We start from the raw sequence: 26,414 nt of genomic DNA, 5'->3' as shown, positions 1-26,414 counted from the left end.
CAAATGGCATCGCCTATCTTAGTATCACTGAAAGTGTCGGCGTAACGGATGGAGCAGTGATTGCGTATGATGTGGCGAGCGGTGAACAGTTATGGAAACAAGACAAAATTCCTGCTGAAACTCAGCTTAATTCTGAATCTCAAACAGGTGGCCGATTGGGGAAACCTAACTCACAACCAATCATCTCTGATGGGTCGCTATATGTTTCATGTTCTGGAGAGGAACCTCCTTATGAGCATGAAGGTCATATGGGCGTTTATTCAATAAATGCCGCAACTGGGGAGATTCAGTGGCGCCGTGCGGATCTTGGTACACCAGTTATTGAAGTGATGGACGATCGGGTGTATTTTGGAGGGGGTGCCCTTGATGCAGCCACTGGTCAGTCGATTTGGGAGACCGAAGGAGAAGATCGGTTGATGGGTGTCACTGGAGGTACTCTGTATACCAGCTCAGGGGACTCAACGGGAGCCACAACAGAGATTATCGCACGCGATGCTACAACAGGAACAAATCAGTGGCGAGTGGAAAAGTCCCTTGATCAACCAGTAGGGACAGCAATAACCCCAGATGCGATATACGTAACAAGTCGTACTCGCGAGAAGGAGCCATCGCTAACTGTCTCTGCGCTTTCCACAGTCGATGGAAGCATACTATGGCAATCGCCTGCTCCTGCGCGTGGAACAGCACCAACAACGCAGTACGGAACAGAGAGAGATACTTATACTGTTGAAAGAAAACCGTATATTAGTGTTCCTGCAGTCGATGAAAGTCGATTGTATGTTCTTACTCGTTCGTACACCAATGATATTTTTGACCCTGTCTACAAATCTCAAGGAGAATATTTCGATTCCCATAGTACTCTCTATGCATTTGATCGGGTGTCTGGTGACGAACTCTGGCGATTTGAAACACCTGCTCAAGTTGAAGCAGCACCGACAGTAACCGATGATACAATATATTTCGCAAGCAAATATCATGAATCCTTCGATGATTCTGAACCCTCCTGGGGAACTCCTGCAATTTATGCACTTGATACGGAGACAGGCTCAAAAAAATGGGTTTCTGCTATCAATGCCGAGTCTGACGCTTATTTAACACCGCCAACTATCGTAAACAGGGATGTATTCATAGCTACGATCGAGATTGGGGATTTTTACCCGGATCTCTATGCGTTAGAGAGCACTCAGTGTGGTGAATCAATTCCCGACAACGGCTCAGAAACCGTGAGAAACAGTTCGGATAACAAACCGGATCAAAGGACTCTAAGCAGATCTAATGCCAGGCGGCAAAATCCAGACACATACACCGGTGGCGTGGAGCCGTTCGTTTCTCGGGATACTCATATTGCAAATGTAGTGTCAACACCACCAACGGCTGATCATTCCTTACTCTCTATCCGGGACCGTCGCTGGCACTCGCCTCTTGCCTTCATTGGCGGACTTGGTGCAAGTCTAGGTGCCTACCTTAACAACCGTTCACCGCAAAAGTAGTTGGCCGATAGGGGTTATACAGTGGAATTTGATCGATACACACCTCCAAAACATATTTAAATCATTACTATTTTATATTGGTAATGGCACAAAAGACAGAACTACAACGGAAAATATTGATTACAGCGTACAACAACCCACGTCTAAAGCAATCAGAAATTGCTAATCGGGTGGGATGTTCTTCATCATACGTGAGTTCTGTTCTCAGTCGTTTCAACGACATCGATGCAATGCACGCTGAAATCGAACAATTGAACCATGACTTAGGCTTCGAGTCCACGGCTGGGATGAACGGGGCGTGGGGATTTGGAGCGAATCCAGATTGGAATCAGGGTGAAGACTTCGATGCAGACCTCGATCAGGCCATCCGCGACGGAGTGGAGGGGTTGAAAGTCCTTTCAAAGAGAACCAAAGGACTCATCGACAAACTTCGAGGCTAACAGGATGGCAACACGCGATAATGCACATACTCCATCCTATCATGAACAGCTCCAGCAAATTGAGCCATATGCGTTTGAGCAGTTCGTTGCCGATCTTTGGACTCGACAGGGATGGGAAACCAAGGTTTCTCAGCAGTCGAACGACCGGGGAATAGATATAATCGCAACGAATGACCAGCCGATTCCACAAAAACATGTGCTGCAGGCTAAACGCTATGATTCAGGGAATAAGGTGGGTTCACAAGCGATTCAACAATATAGCAGTCTTCGACAGCAAGAGCCAGGGACTGACACTGTCGTCATCGTCACTACGAGTGGGTATACACAACAGGCACGAGAATTAGCCGACCGACTGAACGTCAAATTGGTGAACGGGCAGGATCTCTCCCGACTCATTCACCAACTGAACGCAGATTCATTAGTGTCTGAGTATGCTATCGAAGCTCAGAGCGATCAGCAATCCAATACTGTATCCAACAAAACTCATTCATCAAGTAGTGAAACACCGGAGAATACAATAGGCGATGAAATGGGTACTGGTGAGGCACTAATCGCGGCCACTCGATTGTTGCTGATTTTAGGTGTACTCGCCTATATGGCGTTCTACATCTTCACACATGTTCCTCTGTGACCCGTTTAACTGTGCTCTCAAACCAGAGTCACTAGAATTGGTCACCTTGGACAGACACAATTGGAACGAACATCTTATCAGAGGCTGCCGTAAGTAGGTGCGCTAAGGTCAGCCACGGGCTAGGACTCGTTCAGGGCCGTCGTGGCGCGGATAGGATACTTGAAAACCTTCTCGTCGATTTCGTCACCAGTGATGGAACAACCTATTTACTGCTGTTTAACGTGAACGCTGTATGCGAAATCAGCGGGTGTTTCTTGCACTTCTCATAGCAACCCTCGTCATTCTTGCCGGGTGCGCTGGGAGCGGTCCATCTAACCCGACACAAACCTCTACCAACTCACCGGCAACATCCGCAACCACGTCTACTTCATCTCCCGGTTCACTTGAAGTCCATTTCATCAATGTTGGCCAGTCCGCTAGCACACTCATCGTCTCACCGACGGGTAAAACCATGCTCATCGATTCTGGCGATTGGCGTGACGACGGTGAGACCGTTCTCCAGTATCTCAAACAGCACAATATCACTCGTATCGACCATCTCGTCACTTCCCACGCAGACGCTGATCATATCGGCGGCAATGAAGCCATCATCAACTATTACGAAACCCAAGCGAACGGTATTGGAGCCGTGTATGATCCAGGCATTGCATCCAGCTCCAGTACGTACCAACGCTACCTGGATGCTGTCGAACGACACAACGTTACGCTCTACAAAACCCAAGCGGGAGACAACATCAAGTTCGAGGGTGCCACTGTAAGAGTTCTCGCTCCACCAGCCTCCTATATCGCCAACAAAGAACGCAACGAGAACAGTATCGTTCTCAAAGTCACGTACGGAAAGACGAGCTTCCTCCTGCCAGGTGACGCTGCCCAGCAAGAAGAGCAGTACATGATCGAGAACCATCGCTCGGCACTCAACTCGACGGTACTCTACGCTGGTCATCATGGTAGTCGCTCCAGTAGTAGCGACGAATTCCTGGATGCTGTCACTCCGCGAGTCGTTGTAATTTCGAGCGCCTACGATTCCCAATACGGTCATCCACACGAAGAAACACTCAACCGTCTCGCGGTACACAACATCCCGACATATTGGACAGCTGTCCACGGCAATATCGTGCTCGAAAGCACTGGCAAGCAAATCACTGTGAAAACACAAGCAAAAGCACCCACCAATCCACACTCCCTTCGAGCAGCCTCACCGATTGAACCAGGCGACACTGCACCAGTAAGGGCACGAACAACGATCACTGTCGGGACTACTGATAGGCCTGCCACTCCCTCACCGACCATAACCGCAACGTTGACACCGACGTCGTCACAACCGACTGGTTCACTACATCTCAGCGAGGTCCATGCTGATGCCGCAGGGGATGACGCTGACAATCTCAACGATGAGTACCTCGTCTTGAAAAACACAGGGAACAAACCCCTCGTCCTCGGTGGATGGCAACTCAGTGATGAAGCCGATCACAGGTATACCATTCCCACAGGAACTACTCTCAGCCCTGGTGAGCAGATCACCGTCCACTCTGGGGGTGGAACAAATACAAATACCGACCTCTACTGGAACTCAGGTCAGCCAATTTGGAACAACGGAGGCGATACCGTCATTGTCGTGGATACCGAGGGGACAACTATACTTCGGGAGACCTACGAATGACTGACGAGAATACAGACTCTCCACAGACGTTCACTGCCGTTCTTGATCGATTTGAAGAGGAACAGGCTGTCTTACTCCTCGAATCGGACGGCGAGACTGTTGATGAGCTCGTCATTCAGCGTGATGATCTTCCAGAATCTGAACGCCATCAAGACGCGATTTTCACAGTTACTGTTGACGGGAGCACAGTGGTTGAGATTGAGTACGAGCCAACGGAAACAGAAGAGCGAGCAGATGCTGCTCAAGAGCAGTTCGACCGGTTAGCGCGTCGACCACATGAAGACACCGAGTAAGTAGGCGTTCAGTGGATAGGGAGATATGTTGGTTGGGTTCTAGAGGTAGTGTGTTTTAATTTGGTCTATCGCCTACGTTGATGGGATGACTACCTGTGTCTATTACCATCATCCCGAGGATTCTCAATATTCTCTCGCGTATGTCACTCAGGACAGAGATAAGATAACGACGTCCGAGCAAGATGCGATTATTGAACACTACGATCTGGATGAGGAATTCTTTGCACTGTATACGAATCACGGTGCAAGCGGTACGGTCGAGAATCTTGACGACGAATTTGAAGACGTGCTCACTCGTTCAGAAGCCTACGAGCACTATGGAGACGTACATACCGAACTTTGTACGGACTTCCTTCTTGAATCTGTTACACGTGCCGGACATGACGAACTCATCAGTACCGAAGGTATTGGAAAAGCAGAATTTGTCTCGTTTCTCGAAGCAGGAGAATGACGGCGTTAGTCTTGGAGGTCCGCGACGATGCGTCCGAGTTCCCGGGCATGTTCGCTCTCGCTTAGGTCGTACCGCTCTTCTATCGAGCGGAGTTGTTCTTGAAAGGTCATCGTTAGAGCCTCCAGGTGGGTCTATTCTAGCTGAAGCGGTTCCAGCATAAGAACCTTTTCCTGACAGCCAAGGCGGTGTTTAGATCCGGATGTAGCCTCATACGTACCGTATCACATCCTCCGCCAATTTGGCTCATCACGGCCTATTCTCGATAATATGCGTAGTCAATTGATATATTGCGTTCTAACTCGCATTTCTGCGTATGGGTGATACAATCGAACAAGAACCACCAGAAACCGATTTTGCAGCTGAGTTCGTCGACAGACTGGAAAACGCCCCCGCCGATGAGCGCGTCTACAGAATCGCCCTCGAACTCACCGACCCAACCCGTGTTGCCGAGGTTGCTGACCGCGCAGACTGCTCTGCGAATGCCGCTTGTCGCCATCTCAAACGACTTGCCGAGATCGGTCTCTTGACCCGTGTGACAGAGAACCCGGCGACGTACAAACGGAACGAAGCGTACTTCGAATGGCGACGGCTGAATCGGTTGGCAGAGTTGAGCGAGCAGGAGTACAAATCCCGTCTTGGTGATTTGCTCGCCAAGAACGAAGAGTACAAACAGACCTTCGATGCCGAGAGCCCTGACGACATCGATCTCCTCGAGTATGCAGAGTACGAGGATCCAGAACAGGTCTGGTTAGATATCACCAATTGGGAAGCGGTCAGACAGGAGATCCATGATCTTCGCCGTGTTAACCGCGACAATGCGACGGATGAATGGGTCGTCTGAGTATGGTTGACGGGAAGAGAAAGCGGACTGCGAATCGCGTACTGTTACGGAGAATCGCATCGATTAATTCTTTCACTCGCCGATCTCGATCTCGACTAGATCTTCTCCTGCATCGACTTCCGCTTCGTTGTCCACGAAATACTGGGTGATAGTCCCCGACTGTTCAGGCGTGATGTCGTGGAAGTTCTTCATCACACCGACGAGACCGATAACATCTCCTGCTTCGACGGAATCTCCCTCCGTGGCGAACAGCTCTTCGTCTGGGTCCGGTCGGCGGTAAAACACGCCAGGCATCGGGGATTGAACTGTGATTTTTTCAGTCATGATCCTCGCTCCATTGTATCATCAGTATCGATACTCCGGATGTGCTTGTATATGCTTCGTCCAGTAACCCATCGTGAGCGGGTTTCATTCGATGGGTGGCTCATTCGATGAATGAGGATTGGATTGCCTCGAGTCGTTCAGTGTGCTCGGTTCGTGCTGCAAGTGCCTCGTCGATAGTCACAGCTTCAAAGGAAAATGACTCATGTGTTCGATGTTGTGCAAGGCGGTTTCGATCGGGGCTGATGACCGTTCCAATCGTCACATAGCCTCCACCAGTCACCGCATCTCGCATCAGAACGATGGGCTGTTCTGGGACCTGAATCGACCCGACCGGATAGCCCAGATCGACGACGTTCGAGGGGTCGGGTCCCGCACCGAAGGGCTGTTCCCGCTCGATAAACTCGAGATCTATTCCTTCCACACGATACCCGACACGATCTGCCTCGGGCGTCACAGTCCACTCGGCGTCCAAAAACTCCGCTTTACTCTCGTCGGTGAGTCGATAGTCACACAAGCCCATGACCACCCGAATTGGGTCCATATCACTGTATCCCGGTCGGAGGTCATTGGGCACGCGCCTCTTGTCCTGTACCGAATCGCCATCCACGTTTCCGATTGGGAGTGTATCACCGCTTTCGAGTGATCTCCCTTCGTGGCCACCAATTCCGATAAGTGTGTATGTCGACCGGCTTTCCATCATGAGCGGCACATCGATTCCACCCCGAACGGCGAGATAACTCCGTGCACCCTCGGTTGAAAAGTTGAACGACAGGACGTCTCCAGCATCGATCTGGTATGATTCCCAGGTGTCAACTGGTTCGTCGTTTACCGTCGCGTCCATATCGGCACCGGCTATCGCGATGACGGTGTCCTCTTCGAATTTGAGATCTGGTCCCTGATACGTGATTTCCAGTGTCGCTTCATTTTCATCGTTACCGACGAGGTAATTTGCGACCTTGTGAGAAAACAGATCCATTGCTCCGGATGGTGGCATCCCAATATGGTAGTGCCCGAATCGGCCGAGATCCTGGACTGTAGTCGAGATTCCGGGTTCTAACACTTCGATCATTCGTACAGCACCTCCACGAGTTCCTCGTTGTACGTTTCTGGGTCCTGGAAAAACTCCTCGGGAGAAAATTTGACCGATTCATACTGATATTCGAACGTCCCATCGTCGATTTCTGTCCGAATGCGGTCGTACTCATCACGGTCAATTTTCCTGAATTTCATTATATCTCCGGGCTGTGGGAACACCATCGACTCCGTGAAGTCGGGTAGGTTCTGCTCGACATCCAATACCTCGACGGGGGTTCGACCGAACAACTGATAACCGCCAGCACCCTGAACTGGATAAATCGCCGTGAACGCCCCCCCATAGCCGATCGCTCGGCTTGGGGTATCGGTTCTCGGTTGAACGTATTTCGGCACTTCGATCTGCTCATCGCGGGGGACCATCTGGAACGTCCACGGGAGGCCCGGCACGAACCCGATCATCGTCACCATCTGCGGGGCCCCAGCGTGTGCATCGATGAATGCCTCCGGAGTTTCGAACCCGTTGATACGTGCCGAATACTCCAAATCCGTCGCGTTCGGATCTTGATGGTTGTCACGGAAACGCATCAGTGTTTCATGTGTCCATGGGTCGTCATAGAGTACGGGAAAGTCGATAATACGTGTCTCCCACTCGTATTCCGAGAGGTGTATCTCACGGTCAAGGTCTTTCAGCTTCGCAATAAGCGTGTTCGGTTCGATCAGGTCCGGATCGAAGTGAAGCAGGTAGGATGCGTTCGCCGGACACACTTCGATGACTCCGGCCAGATCCATCTCCCGAATCTGTTGTGTGATTGCCATCGCCTTGAAATTGGCATCAAAACTCATCTCCTGGTCTAACTCGACGAAAATATGGTCGTCACCGCCGTATTCGTACCGTGGCGACGGTAACTCCGTTCGTTGGATTTGCGATCCAGCCATGGTATAAATAAACACACCTCATGCGGAACCGTATAGTTATCGACGACTAGCAACTCTGTGGAATCTGTTTCGAGGAGAATGTAGTCCGCTGAAAGACGTGTGGGCTACTTCGGTATTATATGCCGCGGGACCAATACCCATACACTATGTTTGATCGTGTAATGGTCGCGAATCGTGGTGAGATCGCCGTCCGCGTCATCCAAGCTTGCAATGAACTCGATATCAAATCGATAGCCGTCTATAGCGATGCGGATAAAGACGCACGCCACGTTCGCCTCGCGGATGAAGCGTACCACATTGGCCCTTCGGTCGCCCGCGAGAGCTATCTCAACCAAGAGTCGCTCCTCGACGCTGCTCGACAAGCGAACGTCGATGCCATCCACCCTGGATATGGGTTCCTCGCCGAGAGCAAGTCGTTCGCTGCAGCAGTCGAAGAGAGCGATTTCGTCTGGGTCGGCCCACCGAGTAAGGCTATGGAGCAGTTCGGTGAAAAAACGAAAGCTCGGAAAATAATGCAACGTGCCGATGTTCCAATCGTTCCTGGAACCACGGAGCCGGTTACAGACGTCCAAGAGATATCTCGATTCGCGCACGAACACGGGTACCCAATCGCGATCAAAGCCGACGGCGGGGGTGGCGGTAGGGGTCTCAAAGTCGTTCACGACGAGGACGAAATCGAAGAACAGTTTACCAACGCTCAACGAGAAGGCGAGGCCTACTTCGACAACTCGAACGTGTACGTCGAACGCTACCTCGAAAACCCACGACATATTGAAGTCCAAATTCTGTGTGATGAACATGGTAACGTCCGGGATCTTGGCGAGCGCGACTGCAGTATCCAACGACGACAGCAGAAGCTCATCGAAGAGACGCCGAGTCCAGCATTGACCGAGACAGAGCGAGAGAACATACGGAATGCAGCGCGAAAGGGAGCCGCTGAAGCAGATTATGTTAATGCTGGAACGGTGGAGTTCCTATACGAGGATGGCGAGTTCTATTTCCTCGAGGTGAATGCGAGAATCCAGGTCGAACATCCGATCTCGGAGATTGTCACAGGACTTGACCTCGTCCAGTGGCAACTCAAAGTGGCCGCAGGGGAACCACTCACGTTCGAGCAAACAGATATCAAACCCCGGGGTCATGCGATGGAGTTTCGCATCAACGCGGAAAACCCATCGAACGATTTCGCACCGATGCCAGGGACGGTCGACCGATATCGACAACCGCGTGGAATCGGAACCCGTGTCGACGACGGAATCGACGAAGGCGACAAAATCAGTCCCTACTACGACTCTCTTATCGCCAAGTTCATCGTCTCCGCGGAAGATCGACCACACCTTTTCCGCAGAGCAAAACGAGTGCTTCAAGAGGCTGAAATCGAAGGCGTTCCGTCCACCATTCCATTCCATTTAGCGATGCTTGATGACGATGCCTTCCACAACGGCGACTATTCTACGAAGTATATCGACGAGGAGTTTACCATGCCATCCGAGGAAGCGGAGTGAGAAGACGAGATTCTTCAAACACGAGACAAAGCCGCTGAACGAGTTTGATACCCAGGTGGATGTACACTTCTCATCTTTGCGGTAGCGAGGAAACCACGTCGCTTGCGGCGGGGAGGAATCGCGTTCGGTTAGCTGGGCATTTGCACGTGTGACGCCCGGCTGTCTGTCCTACTCGGTCGTATCGTCGGTGTCGAGGGCGCGGTAACCTTCGAGCAGTAGCCCTTTCCATGTGTAACCTCTCTTGTCTTTGAAGTCGCTGAGTTCGTCGTACTGGTCTTCGTCTATTCTGATGTGGATGCTTTTGGGCATATATTTGGTTTATATCCCATACTCTTATGTAACTTCGGGTTGTACGGTAGAGTGTCGGATGACTGCCGAAACTACCGCCACGAAAACGCTCCAAGCCACGCTCGCGCCACAACGGCGCATAAAGAGCACCGGCTTCAGCGTACCGTGGCGATGTACCGCCGTGCTCTCGCCGAAGCGTTCGAGAGTGGCGCAGATACGCAAACGGCGGTCAACGATATCGTCACACCGTACACGCTCACATCCTACGCCAAAGACGCGCTCAAGTCGTATGTTCCGAAACTTCGGGATACGTACAACGCTTTGGAACTCAAAGACGACCACCCCATCCGATTCACGAACCGGGGATGGAAACTCGACCACTCCGAAGAACGAACACACGAGTTCTGCTGGCGCGTTCCACAGGCGGGACGTGGCAACGCTTTCTGGATTCCTCTCCGTATCAACCCTGCACAACGCGAGTTGTGGGCGGGCTTGCTCGACGGCGACGTGACGGTCGGAGAGTTCCGACTGCAAGAACACCGAAAGAATTGGGTGCTTCACGTAACCGTCGAGTACGCGGTCGCGGAACCCGAAGAACCGGACGACCCAATGCCGGTCGGTTTCGATATCGGTGAATCCAGGCTTCTGACGGGCTGTGCCTGTCAGGACGGTACTCCAACCCAACCGATGCTGTTCGACGGCGGACGGGCACGCCACCTCCGCAAGGAGATGTTTACAACGCTTCGCCGATTGCAAGAACGTGACGCCGACTGGCGGGTTGACGAGCGATTCGACCATTACCAGAACGCACTCACAGATATTGTCGAGAAAGCGTCTCGGCAGGCTGTCGAGTACGCCCGACAGTTCGACTCGCCGATAATCGTTCTCGAAGACTTGTCGTATATCCGTGAATATCTTGACTACGGCAAGTGGATGAACCGCCGTCTTCACAACTGGGCGTTCGCTAGTCTCACCGGGCGTATTGAAGACAAGGCCCGAGATGCTGGTATCCCAGTTCGGAAGGTGAACCCGGCGTACACCAGCCAGACGTGCCACGCCTGCGGACACCTCGGGAAGCGTGGTTCGCAAGCGGAGTTCCGATGTACAAACTCGGAGTGTTGGGTGACGGAGTATCAAGCGGATATTAACGCGGCGGCGAACATCGCCGGACGCGTAGACCCGTGGGGTGAGAGTCTGTCGCTGAAACTGACGGACGATGACACACCACAGGATGGGTGCACTTGTGACAGTGCCTTGGGACACCGAGAGACGAGTCGGAAACCTCGACAGACGACTCTCTCGGAGTATGGTTCCGAAACCTCCGATGATGAGACTTCCCTTGTAGGAAGCCTCGCCATTTAGGGCGGGCGAGGATGTCACGCGATTTCGTCAAGTGATGCGAGTTGGATATCGTGTTCGTCCACTTGTTGGTGAATGGTTTCGAGGAGTTCAACGGCGTTCGGTCCATCGCCGTGAATACAGATACTCTTTGCAGGAACGTCGATTTCCGTCCCATCTTCGGCGGTCACTTTTCCATCGAGTGCGATATCGAGAAACCGTTCTGCGACCAGATTCGGATCTTTTTGCTCCATCTGTTGTTCGACGATGAGACTTCGGTCCGGACGGTACGTGAGATCGACGTACCCCTCAAACACGGAGCGAAGTTCGTCGTACTCCTGTGCGACCTCATAGATGTTCATATCCGTTGCGAGGTAAATGAGGTCCTCGTTCACGTCGAGAATTCCGTCCATTACCGCCCGAGCGTGCTCATCACTCTCCGAAAGCATCGAATACATCGCCCCATGCGGTTTGACGTGTTGGACGGTCGTTCCGTGCCGTTCGGCAAACGCTTGCAACGCGCCCAACTGGTAGGTGACGTAGTCGCGAACTTCCTCGGGACTCGCGGCCATTGTTCGACGCCCGAACCCCATCTTGTCGGGGAGGCCGGGATGCACTCCGATTCCGACGTCGTGTTCCGCAGCGAGAGCAACAGTGCCGTCCATCACGTGTGGGTCTCCTGCATGATATCCCCCTGCAATGTTGGCGGAGGTGATGTACGGCATCACTTCCTTGTCCCGTCCCATCGTCCAGTTGCCGAAGCTCTCCCCCATGTCGCAGTTTATGTCGATCGTTACCATACCGAATACGTAGCCAGAGAGGGAGAAATAACTTCGGTCACTGGCGGAGGGCATTCGGTATTCCAGTCGTCCGAACGCTTGCAGTGCGACATGGCATCGTAACAAACACAGCGGTCCATTCTGGTAACGTATTTCGTCTCCCGTTCCCTAGTGTGAGTATGACTAGCAGCCCACCAATCGACGATCTTCATTTTAGCGAGGCACCTGACGTCGATCGCGTTCCGGGACCACGATCTCAAGAACTCCTCGACAAACAGCGGAAGATCGACAGCGCTGCCGTCGCGTATCCAAAAAGCGTCCCGATAGCTATTGACTCGGCGAAAGGGGCAACGATTCGTGACGTAGACGGGAACACGTTTCTCGATTTCTTCGCTGGTATCGGTGTTCTCAACGTCGGTCACTCGAATCCATACGTGCTCGAAGCAGTCCAAGAGCAAACGGAGAAACTCGTTCACTCGATCGATTTTCCGACCGAAGCGCGACTCGAGCTCATCGAAAAGTTGAACGAGATTGCACCTGGCACTCTCTCAGACGAGAATCGAGTAGTCTTTGGCGGACCGACAGGGAGCGACGCCATCGAAGCCACGCTCAAACTAGCGAAATACAACACAGGAAATATGGGACTCATAGCCTTCCGCGGCGCGTATCATGGGGCGACATCCGGCGCACTGAGTCTCGGTGGGGGGCGAAAGTACAAGCAGGCATATGAGCCGCTTCTTCCCGACGTCTATCACGTCCCATATCCATATTCGTTCAGACAGGGGCTTTCAGATGACGAGGCGCGCGAACAAGTGTTATCTGACGTTCAAGAACTGGTCGAGGATCCCTACAGCGGTATTGCCGACCCTGCTGGTATCTGGGTTGAACCAATTCAAGGAGAAGGTGGCGTCGTAACGCCCCCAGAGGGGTTCCTCCAAGGATTGAAGCAGATAACTGCGGACAACGATATCCCGCTCATTGTCGACGAAATCCAGACCGGTTTCGGACGAACCGGGCAGTGGTTCGCAACTGAATGGGAAGACGTGACGCCCGACATAATGCCGATGGCAAAAGCAATCGGCGGCATTGGTCTTCCCCTTTCTGCGACGATGTACCACGAAGATCTCGATACGTGGGACGCAGGAGGGCACGTCGGAACCTATCGCGGTAACGTCCCCGCAATGCGCGCTGGAGTTCGTGCAATCGAGTATATACAAGACCATGATCTGCTCGCTCACGCTCGTGAGATGGGAGCGGATATCCGGGATCGCTTCCGAGAGATAGCGGATACAACACCAGAAATCGGGGAAATTCGAGGTGAAGGTCTCTTCATCGGAGTCGAGTTCGTTGACGAGGATGGAGAACCAAACAAGCCACTGGTAAAGGCGATTCAGCAATATTCCTACGAGCATGGTCTCTTAGTGTGGACCGCTGGGCGGAATGGAAACGTTCTCCGGATCATTCCACCACTCGTCATCACTGACCAACAGGTTGAGATTGGCATGGATATCGTCATCGACGGGGTCGAAACCCACACATGATCACAGCAGTCACCAGGAGACGATGATACAATCAGGGTCACTACGATGCCAGTCGTGGCTTGGGAGGTTAGAAATACCGACGTTCCCCGTCGATATAGACGACCTCAGATTTCTTGAACTATGCCGGATGTAAGGTGAAAATAGAGAGTTCAGTGTTACTCTTCTGCCTCGAGCGCTGGTGTCGTGTCCGGAACGACACGGGGGTTTGCAATCTGTTCGTACGCGTAGGCCAGTTTCAACAATGTCGCTTCGTCATACGGTTTACCAATGAGTTCAATACCAACGGGAAGCCCCTCGTCGGTTACTCCTGCAGGTATCGACATCGCACAGCATCCAGCTTGTGACGCGATGACCGTATTCGTTGGGAATGTGAGCGTATCAAGCGCACCGGACTGCACTTCATCCGCTTTCGGTGGGACTACCTGCACATCCGGACACAGAACCGCGTCGAGTCGATGTTGAGCGAACGTATTGAGGAGGATTCGTTGGAAGGTGTCCTGAAGGACGATTCTCCTCCAATAATCTGGTTCGTCTTCCGGGTCGGTGGGACCCTCTGCAATGCCTTCGAAGAGGTCAAGAAGCTCGTGATAGAGTTCTTGTTCGTAAATCTCGTCGACTGATTCGACTGGTGCGTTCGCTTGATTAGTCAGAAATTCGTTGATATCTCGCTTTGATTGAACGAGATACAAGGACGTTTCCTCAACGTAGTGATCGATGTCGTCGATTTGAACCGGATCTACGATTTCTGCTCCGGCATCAGTCATCAGTTCGATTGTCTCCTCGACGAGCTGGTTGACTGCCCTCGCCTTCGGATCGGAATTGTCGCCAAATTTTTCGCGGAGAATGCCGATTCGAGCACCATCAAGACCATCTTCCGTGAGCTGGTCGACATACGTCCCATTCACGTGTGTTAACTCGTTCGTGACCGTGTACGGGTCGGTTGAATCGTATCCAGCGAGTACGTCAAGCAGGATTGCGGTATCTTTCACCGTTCTGGTCATCGGCCCGGCAGTGTCCTGTGAGACAACGAGTGGTGAGAGGCCCGTTCTACTGATAAGCCCCGGTGTGACACGGAATCCAAAGAGATTGGTGAACGACGCTGGCAATCGTATAGAACCTCCTGTGTCCTCTCCGATACCAACCGAAGCGAAATTGGCAGCCACTGCTGCACCAGTTCCACTGCTTGATCCACCCGGATCACGATCGAGCGCATACGGATTTTTAGTTCGTCCTATAACTGATGAGAATCCGAACCACGAGGTCGCCCAATCTGGAAGGTTTGTTTTCGCAAAGACGATTGCGCCTGCGTCATTGAGCCGCTCGATAAGTGTCGCGTTTTGCTCCGGAACGTAGTCTTCGAACGCGACGGAACCGAAGGTTGTGGTAATTCCTTTTGTCTTAATTTGGTCCTTTACCACTACCGGGATGCCGTGAAGTGGCCCAACGAAATCCCCTGACTCTTCCAATACCTGATCGAGTTCTTCAGCTCTTTCCCGGACATCTGGGTTGACGGTGATAATCGAGTGAATCTGTGGACCAGTTTTGTCGTACGCTTCGATGCGTTCGAGATAACTATCGACGAGTTCGCGACTGTCCAAATCGCCCGCTTTGTATGCGTGGTGGATACGGTCGATAGTCGTTTCTAATAGTTCGAATGGCGGTGATGACATGGGTACTCCCCTACCGGAGATATCATCCCAATAACTATAATCCTACTGTGAATGCTGATTCGAGCGATTCAGTGATCTCGATTCAATTGCCCACACACGAGCATCTCGACCCACACGAGACGGCTCCGAGAAAGAACCCGTCGACGCTCCCACCAACGAGATCGAGACGATCGGCCAGTCGAGTTTGAATACCTACGTCAATAGTCCCGTGGACTATTTCTACAGCAATCTCGTCCAGACGCCCGACAAAGAGCATTTTAAAGCGGGTAATCTGTTCCACGATTTCGCGGAGTTCTACGTCGATCATCCCGACCTAATCACGCCAGACACACTCGACGGGATCGCGATCGTTATCTAATTCAGTGAGAGGGTCCCGTCGTTTACGGCGGGCGTGAATCGCGTACGCTCTGTTCCGCCGGTCACTGCTCGGTCTCTTCGACATTCCCGCAGTTCCAACAGCGCTTCATCCCACCGTGTACGTCGCCGTAGTTGTGTTTGATTTCCGTGATGCACGGCACATCTTGGAATAGTCCCATACCATGCAGGTATCGCGGCCACCGGATAACGGTTTCCCGCTGAACCGTTTCACATCCAGTGGTGGCTGGGCGGCATTTGCTCTCGATACTGGAATAGATGAATTTGAAGGAAACGGATTCAGGCAGCTACCCTGTGTCCCTGTATCAGGGAACCACGTTGTTCACTCCCTTGGATGGAATTCCGACCTAGGGTGGTTTACACCGAGAGCATGATTGCGGGATCATACCCCCATTTGGGCCGGAATTCGAGATGCTGCGGTAGTGGTGTGGTGGTCACCAAACCGATGGTGAAGGTGGTTTGCAGCGAACTACCGTATCGAGGGACGTCACACGTCCTGACTATGGTTCGATAGGTAGCGGTCGAGGTTCACTCGACCATTTCGGGTTATGACTGATTTCAAAAAATGTATTTTGACCAGTCTCTCAAAAACGTCTGTACCAGTTCCCCGATGACAACTAATGAGCAACCTACCAGTGGTGGCTTCACTTTCACTACGTGGCCACGGGATATGGTTGAATCATCCGCATCTTACAACCAACGAACGGACTATGACACGATTAGAGCATCTACACCCGGATACGTCGATGGACCGATCGACAACCCGAATGTTCATCATCGTAGCGGGAATCGTACTCGCACAAATGACGCTTCAAATATCACTTGCAACCGGTCTGCCTCGCTGGCCAGCGATGGGAGCAGGGGCCGTGGTTGCGTTCATCGCTGGGGTGAGTCTGGCTGGGTATGAGACGAATGCGGCGGTAGGGGAGCAGAGACCCACCCGTCGGTAGTGAAGTAGACTCCGAACAAACGGTTCATACCGATTCGGAACTTGCTGCTTGTGCTGACATTGGTTGGTTTCGCCGTCGATATTGACCAAAAAGGTTCCAGGAGAGACATCGAGCTGTTTTTCACGTGCAATTTCATAGCCAGCGGTGATCGTCAGGCCAAATCACGAATATGTGCCTTCACAGATTGATAGAAACTTTCGAAATCCTCGAAGTCGTCTACCGTGACGTGCCAACGGTCCGTAACGGCTTCTATCATAGCGCTCTCAACGGGATGTTACCCGGTCACTGACGTTATCGAGTCCATCGTAAGGGAGTAGTTTGTTGCGTTCGAACGGTCCGAGATACATCCCCAACTCCTGTTCTCCCTCATCACGTCTTTGTTCGTGGGTTGGAAAAAGCCGATATTGGAGCGGAATGCCCCGAATCAACGCCTGGGAACCACTTCGATTTCTGCAAAGCGCGTTTGGAAGCAGGGAGACCTCACCCTCAACGAGGCCGTCAGACCGAGCAGGGCGGGATAGCTTACCGAGCAAGAGCTATCAGTCCGCCGATTACACAGAGAATCCCGAGTATCGCGATAATCGGTGAGTTTATGTCTGGCAGCAGACCGGACCCGCGGACGTTCGCTCGGTCCACTTTTTGCGATGCTTTCGTGTTCGGTTCGGCCATCGTAGTGTGTGTATTCGATGAGCTAGTCACAGTGGACCCCGAATCGGTGGGGTGGTCGGTCGGCGTGCCATTGCTACCAGTATCGTTGGTATTCGGTTGCGTAGCCGTCGTTCTATCGCCACCTGAATAACAGTCGCTGGGAGTGTTCATCTTGGTGGCGGTGCAATTGCCCGTCTTCGTGCCGTTGGTTGGCGCACAGTCGTTGGCCAAACCCGTTTCAAGAGCACCGAGTGTCCCATCATCAGTCCATTTCAGGTTCTTCGAATGCCTCGCAAACCGTTGTTCGTCTTCTGTGGCGGCGGTTGCGACACCAGGAGCGACACACACGATCGAGAGAAGCTGCAAGACAATAATGAGGGCGAACATCCGACGTCGATGCAAGAGTGGGTGGCGATTTCGACCGCTATCGTTCTCAAGGCGGATGAATCGAATTAGTGCTGTAAACCTCATATAAATGCATTCCCTCGCCGAGGAATCGTTGTCGTCTCCTCGCTCTCAGTCAGGACAGTATCGGTCCCCACCCATACTCGTCCACGAGCTTTCGGGATTTCGATTGACAGAGACGGGTCACCCACCTTCCTGCCCGCTACAATTTCCGCGAATGTGCTCTTGGATATACTCGCTCCGAATTTTCCGCTCAGTCTCATCGGGCATTCATTCTCCGTGTTGTTCCAAATTCAGCTTTCTCTCATTAATGTTGTTGCCATACGTAGAATTGTATAACTTATTTCCCTTCACCACAAATAATACTCTAGTATATGAAATGTGTACAAAACTAGATTGACAATCTGGACTCATTTTCGGACCCACAGGATCAGCTAAACGGCGGGCTGCGTGGCATTCTCCAACTCAGAGAACAGTAGCTTGATTACTACCATGTTCTCTTGCGATCAGAAACAACTGACGCCGTCGTCAGGACCAAATCATGCATCATCATCCTCTCTCCAACCGCAAAACAAGACGTACTCCACAGTAGCCAATAGTTGCTTACGCTGGTTCGTGTCGTGGTGTCTTGATTCGTGGTAGATTGGTGCCCAGCGCTCACCGTCTTCCCCTCGGACGACGAGCGTATCAGTGGCCCGTACACTGGCTACGACACATACGGCACCGTCGATCACTCCGACTGGACGTGTGAGAACTGTGGCGCGAAAGCCACTCGGAAGGGTGTACTCACCGACTGCTACTAACTCACTCACTTCTTCGATTTATGTCACGCCAATGGCCCTATCCGAGATTGCCCAGCGAACGCTTTCGGCTCTCCTCATTCTCTCCTTCGCTCACTTTTCAAACGGTATGGGTACTCATGTAGGTTAGTAGGCTATACTAACGCTATATGTATTCACTTTCGGTCTGGCTCACGATCAGCAATTTCGTCGTCTCTTCATCAAACGAATTGGATATTCTTCCAGGTGACTAAGCACCGTGTATACGCGAAGTACTGTATCGACAGTCGTCTACCACTGTCGGTGACTTTATTGTAAGCTACTCAGTAACCCGTAGCGTTTTGTGCCATCTCTTCGAGTGTCTAAATAGTCTCCATGTCAACTACTAACAACCGCGTCGTCGTGGTCGGAGCTGGTGTCTCAGGGCTTGCCATCGCCCGAGAACTCGCACCCGACCAAGACGTTATCGTCCTCGACAAAGGCGGTATCGCCGCAGATACATCCTCTCGAGCGTCCGGAATGATTTCGCTTTCGCTTGAACCGTTTCCCGATGAATGGGCAACGTTCGCCTTGTCGCAATTTCGCAACCTGGACGGTCAGGGCGTCTTCTCGTTCACAGAACGGGAGACGGTTCGTCTCGTTCCTGCGGCAAACGCCGACCTCTACACCGATCAAGCACCAGGTGGTGGAGAGTTTCTTACCCGAGATGCACTAGAGCGCAGATTCCCGGACTCGTTTGGTGACCTCTCTGCGTACGGGGGTGGCCTCCTCTACGATGGTACCGGTTACCTCGACGCACTCGACTATGCAATGACGTTGAAATGGGCCGCAGAAGGGAACGGAGCGGGTATCTTCCGCGACCACGAAGTCACGGATATCCGAGTCGAAGACGGTACGGTCACTGGTGTTGAGACAGAGTACGGCGTTATCGACGCCGACCATGTCATCTACGCAACTGGATGGAAGACACGCGACCTCCTCGCCGAGCACGTCGAACTCCCAGTGAGGCCGCTCCGGTGGAACGCGGTCGTCATCGAACCGGACAACCCACTCCCGGACGACTGTCCTATGGGTTCTGAACCGACGATGCGGATATACTGGCGGACGACCGATCACGGTAACGTGCTCGTCGGCGGAAACGAACACCTCCTCGACGACCCGGAAGGCACACCGATGTGCGTTCAAGAATCGTTCCGCAAAGGCGTGATTGAGGACGTTGCACCGCTGCTCGATGGGGTTGCTGCGGGAACGATCCGCCGAGAAGATTGTTGTCCGACCGCGGACTGTGCCTCACCCGACGGCCTTCCTATCATCGACACCCCCCAGGAAGCACCGGATGGGCTCGCGGTCGTGACCGGTCTTCACGGCCGAGGCGTTATGCTTTCGCCTGTAACTGGGCGTGCCGTTCGATCACTGGTCACCGGAGAGGAACCACCCTTCCCGATGGCACAGTTTCGACTCGATCGGTTCGACGACCGATCCGCTAATTTTGACTATCGAAGCCATTGGGGGAAAGGGGAAGACGATTGAATGCCGTAGTATTTGTAGCACATCGCATTCAGGAGAACGGTCGCCGATTCAATCGGGTGGATTATACTGAATAAGTCGAGTCAGGTGCTGAATATGACTGACGTTCTCGGGAGACAATCGAGGTCAGAGCCATCCACAAATACCGACTACAAACCTCTTGGGTATGTCAAAAGGGTGTTTTACTCATCACGAAGCTTATGATGTGATCAAAACATAACGAATTATGAACCGTCGAACTGTCCTTGCTGGACTTTCTGCTGGTCTTACAGGCTGTCTCGGACGAGGAGCAGATAGACCACAACCAGGGGAAGCAGATGGAACAGAACCAGAGACGGCAACGCACTCCAACGTAACACCGTCTACCGTTTCACCGCCATCAAACGGAGAAACGAATGGACTCACCGCGAAATTGGTCGTGGTTGATGGCCAAATGCCAGCCCCTGACGAATCAGTCTCGGTCACCACTAACTGTGAGACAAAGACAACAGAATTGATCGGGTGGTTTCGTCCACCGACCGGTTGTCACGAGATGGTTCTAAGATCATTAGAGTATAACCAAACCGAGGACAGGGCTACGATTGTTCTTTCGAGCAAGTGGGGAAACTCACGATCACCAAATGAAGTAGACTGTGGTGGAGCCACCTTCAAATACAATATAACACTCACGTCAGCGACGGCCATCCTCGAGGCGATACAGATCGTTTACCAGTCTCCAGACGGAGAACAAACGAATGCATTCGATCTGCAGACGGAGACGTGTTGAGAAGGTCGGTCGGGCAACGTACTTACCTAGAAGGTTTCCCGACGAGCACCACGATAAGCGAACGTCTCACACGACTCTACGATTGAGTGGTGACAATACTAACAGCAGGGTTCAGACGTGATTTTCCGAAAAAGAACTACGAATTCGCTGTTCTCTACTCTTTTGCGAGTTTCTCGTACGTCTCAGCATGCTCTTTCCGCTCAAGGGCTGCCATCGCACGCATCACTTCACGGCGTTCCTTTGCTGTCTCGGCTGCTTGCAGTTGCTTCCGGAGACTGGCACGTTCGGCCTCGAAGTCAGTCGTGCTGTACGAGCTCATCTTAGAAGTAAATATGTCCGTCATGGTATTTAGTCTTCGGGAACCGTATGTGTTCGGCAATACTCGATCACGTGTTCGATATTCACGGCTTGTTCTTGGATCGCAAATTCCTTGAGGATAGTCCGAACCGACTCATCTTCGTACGCAAAGTGGTAGCCGTTCAGTAGATAGAACAGCTCCACCGTGTTAAGTGCAGTTCGCTTATTTCCATCCACGTAGGGATGATTTGCCACCAAGAACCGCATCAAATGGGCTGCCTTTTCGTGGATTGTTTCCGGTCCTTGTCCGAAAAACCCGCATCCTCGAATGTATTCAAGCGCAGATTCAACGTCGTCCGGAGAGTGAACACCCGATTCTGTATCGGCATCGCTTGCAACGATATCAGCATGAAGCGTATGGATGGTTTCTGCGTCCGGATATTCCAAGTTAGTCATTCTTCATTATTTGTTGTAACGGGGTCTTCGTCTGTGGATCTTTTGTGAGCATCGCAATCCATCTTACTCTTCTGGAATCCACCAGACAACCACCCGCGGACTCAATTTCCCACGTTCCAACTCACCTCGCTCATGCAAGTCCTTGAGCCGCTGATGCACTGGCCGCCGTTCCATCTCGACCGTATCCGCAACCCACCGAGCAGTCACCACCGGAAATTCGAACTCACGAATCACCCGACAAATATCGTCATCGGTTCTGTCTACTAACTATGACTGCTTTGCATAATAGAAAGCGATCTTACTTCACCGGAAACCGAAGTAGTGCTCCAACACTACTAAAGGCATTCACGAACCGCGATCCACGTTCTGTATCACTGTCGATCACGTATCCTCTACCACCCTGCTGTTCGACAGCTATTTCCAACTCTTCTCGTTGGTCTCGCGGCACTGTCGATGCGATGAGTACGGACTCAACCGCACCGAACTCGGTCGCTCGCTCTACCTCCTCAGCACCATATGCAACCAGCTCACCTTCTCGAAGCCGCGAATAGAACTTATCGAGCTGCTCACGACCTTCTCGCTGTTCGGCATCAAGTAGTTGCTCGTCCGCTTTTTCGACAAGTTGGTCTAACCCTTGTACGGTCGCATACTCAACCGAGTACGTTCCAAGCAGCCGATTATGCAATCGATGATCGAGGTAGCCGTCGGAGACGAACCGCTTCGCAGTCGCAAGTGTTCCTCCAACGACGAGCCCAGTGACCATATCCTCGTCACTAATGAATGCATCCGTAGCGATGTCACTGACTTGTTGGAAGAACTCGTGGACTTGTCGTTCTCGGTCACGTTCGAACCGCTGTGCGGACTGTCCACCTGCCCTGGATTTACCCATTACTTGGCTTTCGAATGTCCGAATCGGGATAATGCGCTCACCAATGAGCCGTCCAATGGCAGCACCACCGCGTTCGATGACTATGAGACCGAAGGTTTCGTTCGGGGTAACCGCTTCAACCAAGGGGGCCAGGTCAAAGTGATCGTCGCATCGGTACGTTGACTCCGTAACTGGAGCGGGTAAGTCGTCGAAAGCAGTCGAGATCAGGTCTCCATCAACGACACCTGCATAGACTACGAGTCCCATCTCTGGTGTCCTTTCGTATCGACGAAGGATTCGCTGGACACGCTTGAGTGCTTGCTGAACGTGGGGTTGTGTTTGGTCGGATTTGATATTCTCAGCACTCGCGTATTCTTGGGCGATTCGTTCTCGAATCGATCCCAACGACTTGCCGTTGGGAACAGTAACGGTGACGAGTTCAGTACCGTCGCCGGTGAGTGACTCGAGGTGCTCGATCTGGTCGCGAAGATCGTATGTTTGTGACATTGTATACTGGTGACTTGTGAGTAGTTGATTGGCGATGCCGTGAGGTCGATCCAATGACCTCTGCCACCAGCTATGAAAACAGAGAGATGCCGCTCATCGACTGCAAGACCGTACTGATGCACAAATGTGAGCAGTGCATATCATAATACAGGGACCGCTCAGCTAAAAGAATTCTGGAGAATTACGCGTCTGTATCGACTGGCACTCGCTTGAATCCCATCGTCGAAAAGTCACTGTCGAAGGCAAAGATATTCTCAATCTCAGATTCACGAGCAAGCACCGCACTTGTGTGATCAGCGATGAGATCCCGACCAACGTCGTCAGGTCGGATTGACTCTTCCACCACGGTCAATCAAACGTAGTTTCAGGTAACAGTAGTGCTAGTAGCTACAAACGACCAACTAACTTGCGGTACCCTCGGTCTCCCCCTTGTAATAGCCTTAGCCTCTCTCTCTCTCTCTCTCTTGGGGAAGTGAGACGACGCATTTGAACACGAGATGTGGGAAGTTATATCCACGCCTGCATACATTGTCATTCTGTACCATGACACGGGAAGACACTACTGTTTACGACGATGCGGACGCCGACCTCTCATACCTCGAAACCCGAACAGTCGCGATACTTGGATATGGAAACCAGGGGCGCGCACAAGCACTGAATCTTCGCGACTCCGGTGTCAAAGAGATAATCGTGGGGAATCGAGAAGACGACTCGTCGAGCCGCGCTCGAGAAGACGGATTCCCTGTGTATCGTGTCTCGGAAGCTGCATCGAAAGCGGATATCGTATTCATGCTTCTTCCGGATGAGGTTGCACCGGAAGTGTACGAAAGCGATGTAGGACCCAACCTCGATACGGGTGACGTAGTAACCTTTGCTTCCGGCTACAACGTCACCTACGGCTTCATCGACCCTGATGACGATCTCGATGTGATATTGGTCGCACCGCGAATGATCGGAACGATGGTCCGAGAGCTATACATCGAGGGGCGTGGGGCGCCAGCGCTGCTAGCGGTCCATCAAAACCCATCCGGCAACGCAAAGCGAGTGGGACTCGCGGTCGCAAAGGGAATTGGTGCGACACGGTCCGGAGTCATCGAAAGCAGCTTCGAGGTGGAGACCAAGACCGACCTCATGTCCGAACAAGCACTGTTTCCGGTCTTCGTAAGCGCTATGATGAGTAAATACGAGGTAGAACTCGAAGCGGGCGTTCCGCCAGAAGTGATCATGCTCGAACAGTCGCTCTCCCGTGAAATGGCCCACATTTTCCAGAAAGCAGCTACCCAAGGGATCATCGAGCAACTCTCACACCATTCCCGAACCAGCCAGTACGGTCAACTGCGGGGAATCGAGGCTTTCGACCGCGAACCCCTTCAAGAGTACATGCGTGAGTGTATGCAGCAAATCGAGGACGGCTCATTCGCAACCGAGTGGACCGAAGAACAACGGGCCGATTATCGGACGCTCGAACGCCTCCGGAAGAAGTACGAGGATTCAGAGATGATACGGGCTGAGCAGGGAACGCTCGACGTATTAGGCTTGCGCGAAGACCAAACGAAAGACGAAGGGTGAACCCGACCCCTCGAAGCCGATGAGAATGGGTTGGTACGAAGCAGTACCGTTATAAAAATGCGAATGCTCGAACGGACGAGCCACTGGTGCCGTGGAAGTTTAGCGGTGGGTAGAAGAAATATGCTCAACGACTCTCTGCACCATCGAGTACCTGGTCGAGACGCAGAGGCACGTTCGACACTATCAGTCTTGGAGTAATGCAATAGCTCGTGGATGGGGGTTGGTGTTAGCAATCTCTGGAGGATATATTGCAGTCAAATCAGACACCAGTAAGGCAATTCAATGACAAAGACGCCTCCCGATAACCACCACTCGATTTTAGAAGAGCACTACGAGAGCAAGTACACCAAGAAACACGATCCCAAGCACTCCAAAGAGCTGCATAAGCCGCCGATACAAAGTCGGTCGCTCCATAGAACCACCAGTCGTTGCCCCAATAGCCCACACGAGACACCCGAGACAGACTGCTGTGAACGCTCCAACAGTTGCGATAGCGCCACCACTCTGCCAATCAATTCCGCTTGTCCAAATCTCAAAAAGCGACCACAGAGCCCACGCTCCAACAAGCAAGCCAAGTGGGGTTCGCCGTGATCGGTATTCGAAGTTCGTCATTGACGACAAATAGATGCTCTATAAGAATAATAGTTCCTACTATTATTGGTAGATAATTACCCCTCAGTTCCTCTATCCAGTTTCAATGGGGCTCACTCTGGGGGACGAAGTCACAGATGGCTGTGCCCACATGGGATACGACCATCTACCCTTCGTCGACTTCCTCACAAACAATCTCCCGGAGTTCTTCGAGCTTGTCGGGTCGATGCCTGGCAAGTACAGCAATATCCTTCGGGAGTTCCTCGGTGATCCGCTTACTCACCCGATAGACGGCCTGATCGCGCTGCTGGTTCGAGGGGTCGCTTTCACCACTAATATGCTCTCGATCGGTCTCCGTCATGATCGCTCGATATCGACTCATTGCCTGCGATTTCTGACTCAACATAGTTCAATCTATGCACCTCTGCCTACTTTAATTCTATGCACTAACGCAAAGTCGGTAGTTTTACTATGCATTAGTGCATAGTTTAGCGTAGGAAGAACGGTGCCCTCGGGCGTGTAGAAACGCGCCGGGTGTTGTAGCACCCGGCACTGGTCTTCCTAATTGGACTGAAAGACCATGAGTACAAAACAATCCGCAGCCCTTGAAGCTAACGAGACGGCACAGAAACGCGCACAGTGGGAACAATTCTCCTTCGACGTCGATGCCCCCGGACTCCTCACTGTCACCAACGAGAGCCACGAGAACCCGACAGAGAACCAGTACACAGTCTCCATCGACGATGTGACTCACGAACTGATGGCGTGTACCTGCCCGCATTACGTCCACCGCAACGCCTTCTGTAAACACATGGCCGCCGTCGAAAACGCAACCGACGACGGGACGCTCGACGCGTTCCCATCGGTTGATGAGGACAACGAAAACGACACTGAATCGACAAAGGGCGACTATGATGGCCTAAATGGATTCCACTGCTGGCCGTGCGTACGAATGGGGCAAAAGAAACTGCCGAACGAACCATTGCTTCAGTCTTGTTATCCATGGCACGCCAAGTGACGGTCTCGGATATCACCGACCAGCAAGCGTTGATGGAAAGCACGTATGAAATAACCGATAATATTCTCAAGACACAGACACTCCTACTTGACCCAGTGCTGACTCAGGTGCGGAGAATTCGATCCCTGTTTTCAGACACAATGTGAGAGACGACGGTTTTTGCTAGTATTGCAGACCCTCATGTTGCCGAGGTTGCGGTTCCCTCCCGACACGTGTAACTGCGGATAGCAGGTCAGTATCGACCTGTTTGAGTATGCAACGATCTAGCGATTAACCCTGATCGTACTACTCAATCATTCAGTACCCCGTCTAAAGAATGCTCACGTGTTATTAGTAACAATAAGATTAAGTAAAGTACCTCCGATAGCATTCTGACTTCATGCTATCTCTAGTAGACGGCGCTTACACACGACTAAGTGGGAAAGATAAAATTGAG

Annotated in this window: 24 protein-coding genes and 2 pseudogenes; 16 read left to right on the top strand and 10 right to left on the bottom strand. The window is 52.2% G+C overall.

The window, feature by feature from the left end; all coding sequences use genetic code 11:
• Window positions 1–8 precede the first annotated feature (8 nt).
• From AC1XDK_RS26815 to AC1XDK_RS26785, 7 genes are all read left to right on the top strand, one after another.
• Window positions 9–1,490 (top strand): outer membrane protein assembly factor BamB family protein, encoded by a 1,482-nt coding sequence (locus tag AC1XDK_RS26815; RefSeq protein WP_483353101.1) that lies wholly within the window; start codon window positions 9–11, stop codon window positions 1,488–1,490.
• An 83-nt stretch (window positions 1,491–1,573) separates the two neighbouring features.
• Entirely contained in the window at window positions 1,574–1,930 is a 357-nt protein-coding gene (locus AC1XDK_RS26810; protein WP_483353076.1) for a winged helix-turn-helix transcriptional regulator, read from the top strand.
• A 4-nt stretch (window positions 1,931–1,934) separates the two neighbouring features.
• Complete coding sequence (locus tag AC1XDK_RS26805) at window positions 1,935–2,561, top strand: restriction endonuclease (RefSeq protein WP_483353075.1); 627 nt, start codon at window positions 1,935–1,937, stop codon at window positions 2,559–2,561.
• A gap of 232 nt (window positions 2,562–2,793) precedes the next feature.
• The gene (locus tag AC1XDK_RS26800) at window positions 2,794–4,221 is read left to right on the top strand and encodes a lamin tail domain-containing protein (RefSeq protein WP_483353074.1); all 1,428 of its coding nucleotides are present in this window, start codon (window positions 2,794–2,796) and stop codon (window positions 4,219–4,221) included.
• Entirely contained in the window at window positions 4,218–4,514 is a 297-nt protein-coding gene (locus AC1XDK_RS26795) for a DUF3006 domain-containing protein (RefSeq protein ID WP_483353073.1), read from the top strand. Before AC1XDK_RS26800 ends, AC1XDK_RS26795 begins: the two co-directional genes overlap by 4 nt.
• 85 nt (window positions 4,515–4,599) lie before the next feature.
• Window positions 4,600–4,965 (top strand): DUF8172 family protein, encoded by a 366-nt coding sequence (locus AC1XDK_RS26790; protein ID WP_483353072.1) that lies wholly within the window; start codon window positions 4,600–4,602, stop codon window positions 4,963–4,965.
• Between the two features lie 313 nt (window positions 4,966–5,278).
• On the top strand, window positions 5,279–5,806 hold the full coding sequence (locus AC1XDK_RS26785) for a DUF7342 family protein (RefSeq protein WP_483353071.1): 528 nt from the start codon (window positions 5,279–5,281) through the stop codon (window positions 5,804–5,806).
• A gap of 72 nt (window positions 5,807–5,878) precedes the next feature.
• On the opposite strand, the gene AC1XDK_RS26780 is transcribed toward AC1XDK_RS26785, so the two are convergent.
• The 3 genes from AC1XDK_RS26780 to AC1XDK_RS26770 form a co-directional block, all read right to left on the bottom strand.
• Entirely contained in the window at window positions 5,879–6,130 is a 252-nt protein-coding gene (locus tag AC1XDK_RS26780) for an acetyl-CoA carboxylase (protein WP_483353070.1), read from the bottom strand.
• Between the two features lie 100 nt (window positions 6,131–6,230).
• Window positions 6,231–7,199, bottom strand: a complete 969-nt coding sequence (locus AC1XDK_RS26775; protein ID WP_483353069.1) for a 5-oxoprolinase subunit C family protein — start codon at window positions 7,197–7,199, stop codon at window positions 6,231–6,233.
• A complete protein-coding gene (locus AC1XDK_RS26770; protein ID WP_483353068.1) occupies window positions 7,196–8,101 on the bottom strand; it encodes a 5-oxoprolinase subunit B family protein in 906 nt (301 codons plus the stop codon). The genes AC1XDK_RS26775 and AC1XDK_RS26770 overlap by 4 nt, the downstream gene beginning before the upstream one ends.
• 146 nt (window positions 8,102–8,247) lie before the next feature.
• On the opposite strand from AC1XDK_RS26770, the gene AC1XDK_RS26765 reads away from it, so the two are divergent.
• Window positions 8,248–9,606: an acetyl-CoA carboxylase biotin carboxylase subunit gene (locus AC1XDK_RS26765; RefSeq protein ID WP_483353067.1), complete on the top strand. Its 1,359-nt coding sequence runs from the start codon at window positions 8,248–8,250 to the stop codon at window positions 9,604–9,606.
• Window positions 9,607–9,774: 168 nt separating this feature from the next.
• Here AC1XDK_RS26765 and AC1XDK_RS26760 read toward each other — a convergent pair whose 3' ends face one another.
• Window positions 9,775–9,915: a hypothetical protein gene (locus tag AC1XDK_RS26760; protein ID WP_483353066.1), complete on the bottom strand. Its 141-nt coding sequence runs from the start codon at window positions 9,913–9,915 to the stop codon at window positions 9,775–9,777.
• A 58-nt stretch (window positions 9,916–9,973) separates the two neighbouring features.
• Between AC1XDK_RS26760 and AC1XDK_RS26755 the strand changes: the two are divergent.
• Window positions 9,974–11,256, top strand: a pseudogene (locus tag AC1XDK_RS26755) (RNA-guided endonuclease TnpB family protein).
• A 14-nt stretch (window positions 11,257–11,270) separates the two neighbouring features.
• Here the strand turns inward: AC1XDK_RS26755 and AC1XDK_RS26750 are convergent.
• Window positions 11,271–12,032: a LamB/YcsF family protein gene (locus AC1XDK_RS26750; RefSeq protein WP_483353065.1), complete on the bottom strand. Its 762-nt coding sequence runs from the start codon at window positions 12,030–12,032 to the stop codon at window positions 11,271–11,273.
• A gap of 158 nt (window positions 12,033–12,190) precedes the next feature.
• On the opposite strand from AC1XDK_RS26750, the gene AC1XDK_RS26745 reads away from it, so the two are divergent.
• Window positions 12,191–13,552, top strand: coding sequence for an aspartate aminotransferase family protein (locus AC1XDK_RS26745; RefSeq protein WP_483353064.1), 1,362 nt, complete (start codon window positions 12,191–12,193; stop codon window positions 13,550–13,552).
• 155 nt (window positions 13,553–13,707) lie between these two features.
• On the opposite strand, the gene AC1XDK_RS26740 is transcribed toward AC1XDK_RS26745, so the two are convergent.
• A complete protein-coding gene (locus AC1XDK_RS26740; protein ID WP_483353063.1) occupies window positions 13,708–15,222 on the bottom strand; it encodes an amidase in 1,515 nt (504 codons plus the stop codon).
• Between the two features lie 58 nt (window positions 15,223–15,280).
• Here AC1XDK_RS26740 and AC1XDK_RS26735 point away from each other — a divergent pair.
• The 3 genes and pseudogenes from AC1XDK_RS26735 to AC1XDK_RS26725 all read left to right on the top strand — a co-directional run.
• Window positions 15,281–15,577 (top strand): annotated as a pseudogene (locus tag AC1XDK_RS26735) (PD-(D/E)XK nuclease family protein); the annotation flags it as partial.
• Window positions 15,578–18,235: 2,658 nt separating this feature from the next.
• Window positions 18,236–18,403: a DUF8118 domain-containing protein gene (locus tag AC1XDK_RS26730; RefSeq protein WP_483353062.1), complete on the top strand. Its 168-nt coding sequence runs from the start codon at window positions 18,236–18,238 to the stop codon at window positions 18,401–18,403.
• A 351-nt stretch (window positions 18,404–18,754) separates the two neighbouring features.
• A complete protein-coding gene (locus AC1XDK_RS26725; protein ID WP_483353061.1) occupies window positions 18,755–19,909 on the top strand; it encodes an NAD(P)/FAD-dependent oxidoreductase in 1,155 nt (384 codons plus the stop codon).
• A gap of 917 nt (window positions 19,910–20,826) precedes the next feature.
• On the opposite strand, the gene AC1XDK_RS26720 is transcribed toward AC1XDK_RS26725, so the two are convergent.
• Window positions 20,827–21,015 (bottom strand): hypothetical protein, encoded by a 189-nt coding sequence (locus AC1XDK_RS26720; RefSeq protein ID WP_483353060.1) that lies wholly within the window; start codon window positions 21,013–21,015, stop codon window positions 20,827–20,829.
• Between the two features lie 5 nt (window positions 21,016–21,020).
• A complete protein-coding gene (locus tag AC1XDK_RS26715; protein ID WP_483353059.1) occupies window positions 21,021–21,425 on the bottom strand; it encodes a type II toxin-antitoxin system death-on-curing family toxin in 405 nt (134 codons plus the stop codon).
• Window positions 21,426–21,557: 132 nt separating this feature from the next.
• Here AC1XDK_RS26715 and AC1XDK_RS26710 point away from each other — a divergent pair, with 132 nt between their 5' ends.
• Window positions 21,558–21,692, top strand: coding sequence for a hypothetical protein (locus tag AC1XDK_RS26710; protein WP_483353058.1), 135 nt, complete (start codon window positions 21,558–21,560; stop codon window positions 21,690–21,692).
• Window positions 21,693–21,723: 31 nt separating this feature from the next.
• On the opposite strand, the gene prf1 is transcribed toward AC1XDK_RS26710, so the two are convergent.
• On the bottom strand, window positions 21,724–22,800 hold the full coding sequence (gene prf1 / locus AC1XDK_RS26705; RefSeq protein WP_483353057.1) for a peptide chain release factor aRF-1: 1,077 nt from the start codon (window positions 22,798–22,800) through the stop codon (window positions 21,724–21,726).
• A 543-nt stretch (window positions 22,801–23,343) separates the two neighbouring features.
• Here prf1 and ilvC point away from each other — a divergent pair.
• Window positions 23,344–24,369, top strand: coding sequence for a ketol-acid reductoisomerase (ilvC, locus tag AC1XDK_RS26700; protein ID WP_483353056.1), 1,026 nt, complete (start codon window positions 23,344–23,346; stop codon window positions 24,367–24,369).
• A 757-nt stretch (window positions 24,370–25,126) separates the two neighbouring features.
• Here ilvC and AC1XDK_RS26695 read toward each other — a convergent pair.
• Window positions 25,127–25,321, bottom strand: a complete 195-nt coding sequence (locus AC1XDK_RS26695) for a hypothetical protein (protein WP_483353055.1) — start codon at window positions 25,319–25,321, stop codon at window positions 25,127–25,129.
• A gap of 219 nt (window positions 25,322–25,540) precedes the next feature.
• Between AC1XDK_RS26695 and AC1XDK_RS26690 the strand changes: the two genes are divergently transcribed.
• The gene (locus AC1XDK_RS26690; protein ID WP_483353054.1) at window positions 25,541–25,978 is read left to right on the top strand and encodes an SWIM zinc finger family protein; all 438 of its coding nucleotides are present in this window, start codon (window positions 25,541–25,543) and stop codon (window positions 25,976–25,978) included.
• Window positions 25,979–26,414: the final 436 nt, after the last annotated feature.

Source organism: Haladaptatus sp. HS23 (assembly GCF_056892285.1).
Note: the sequence above shows the minus strand (reverse complement) of the source record. Positions and strands in the feature narration are given on the sequence as shown.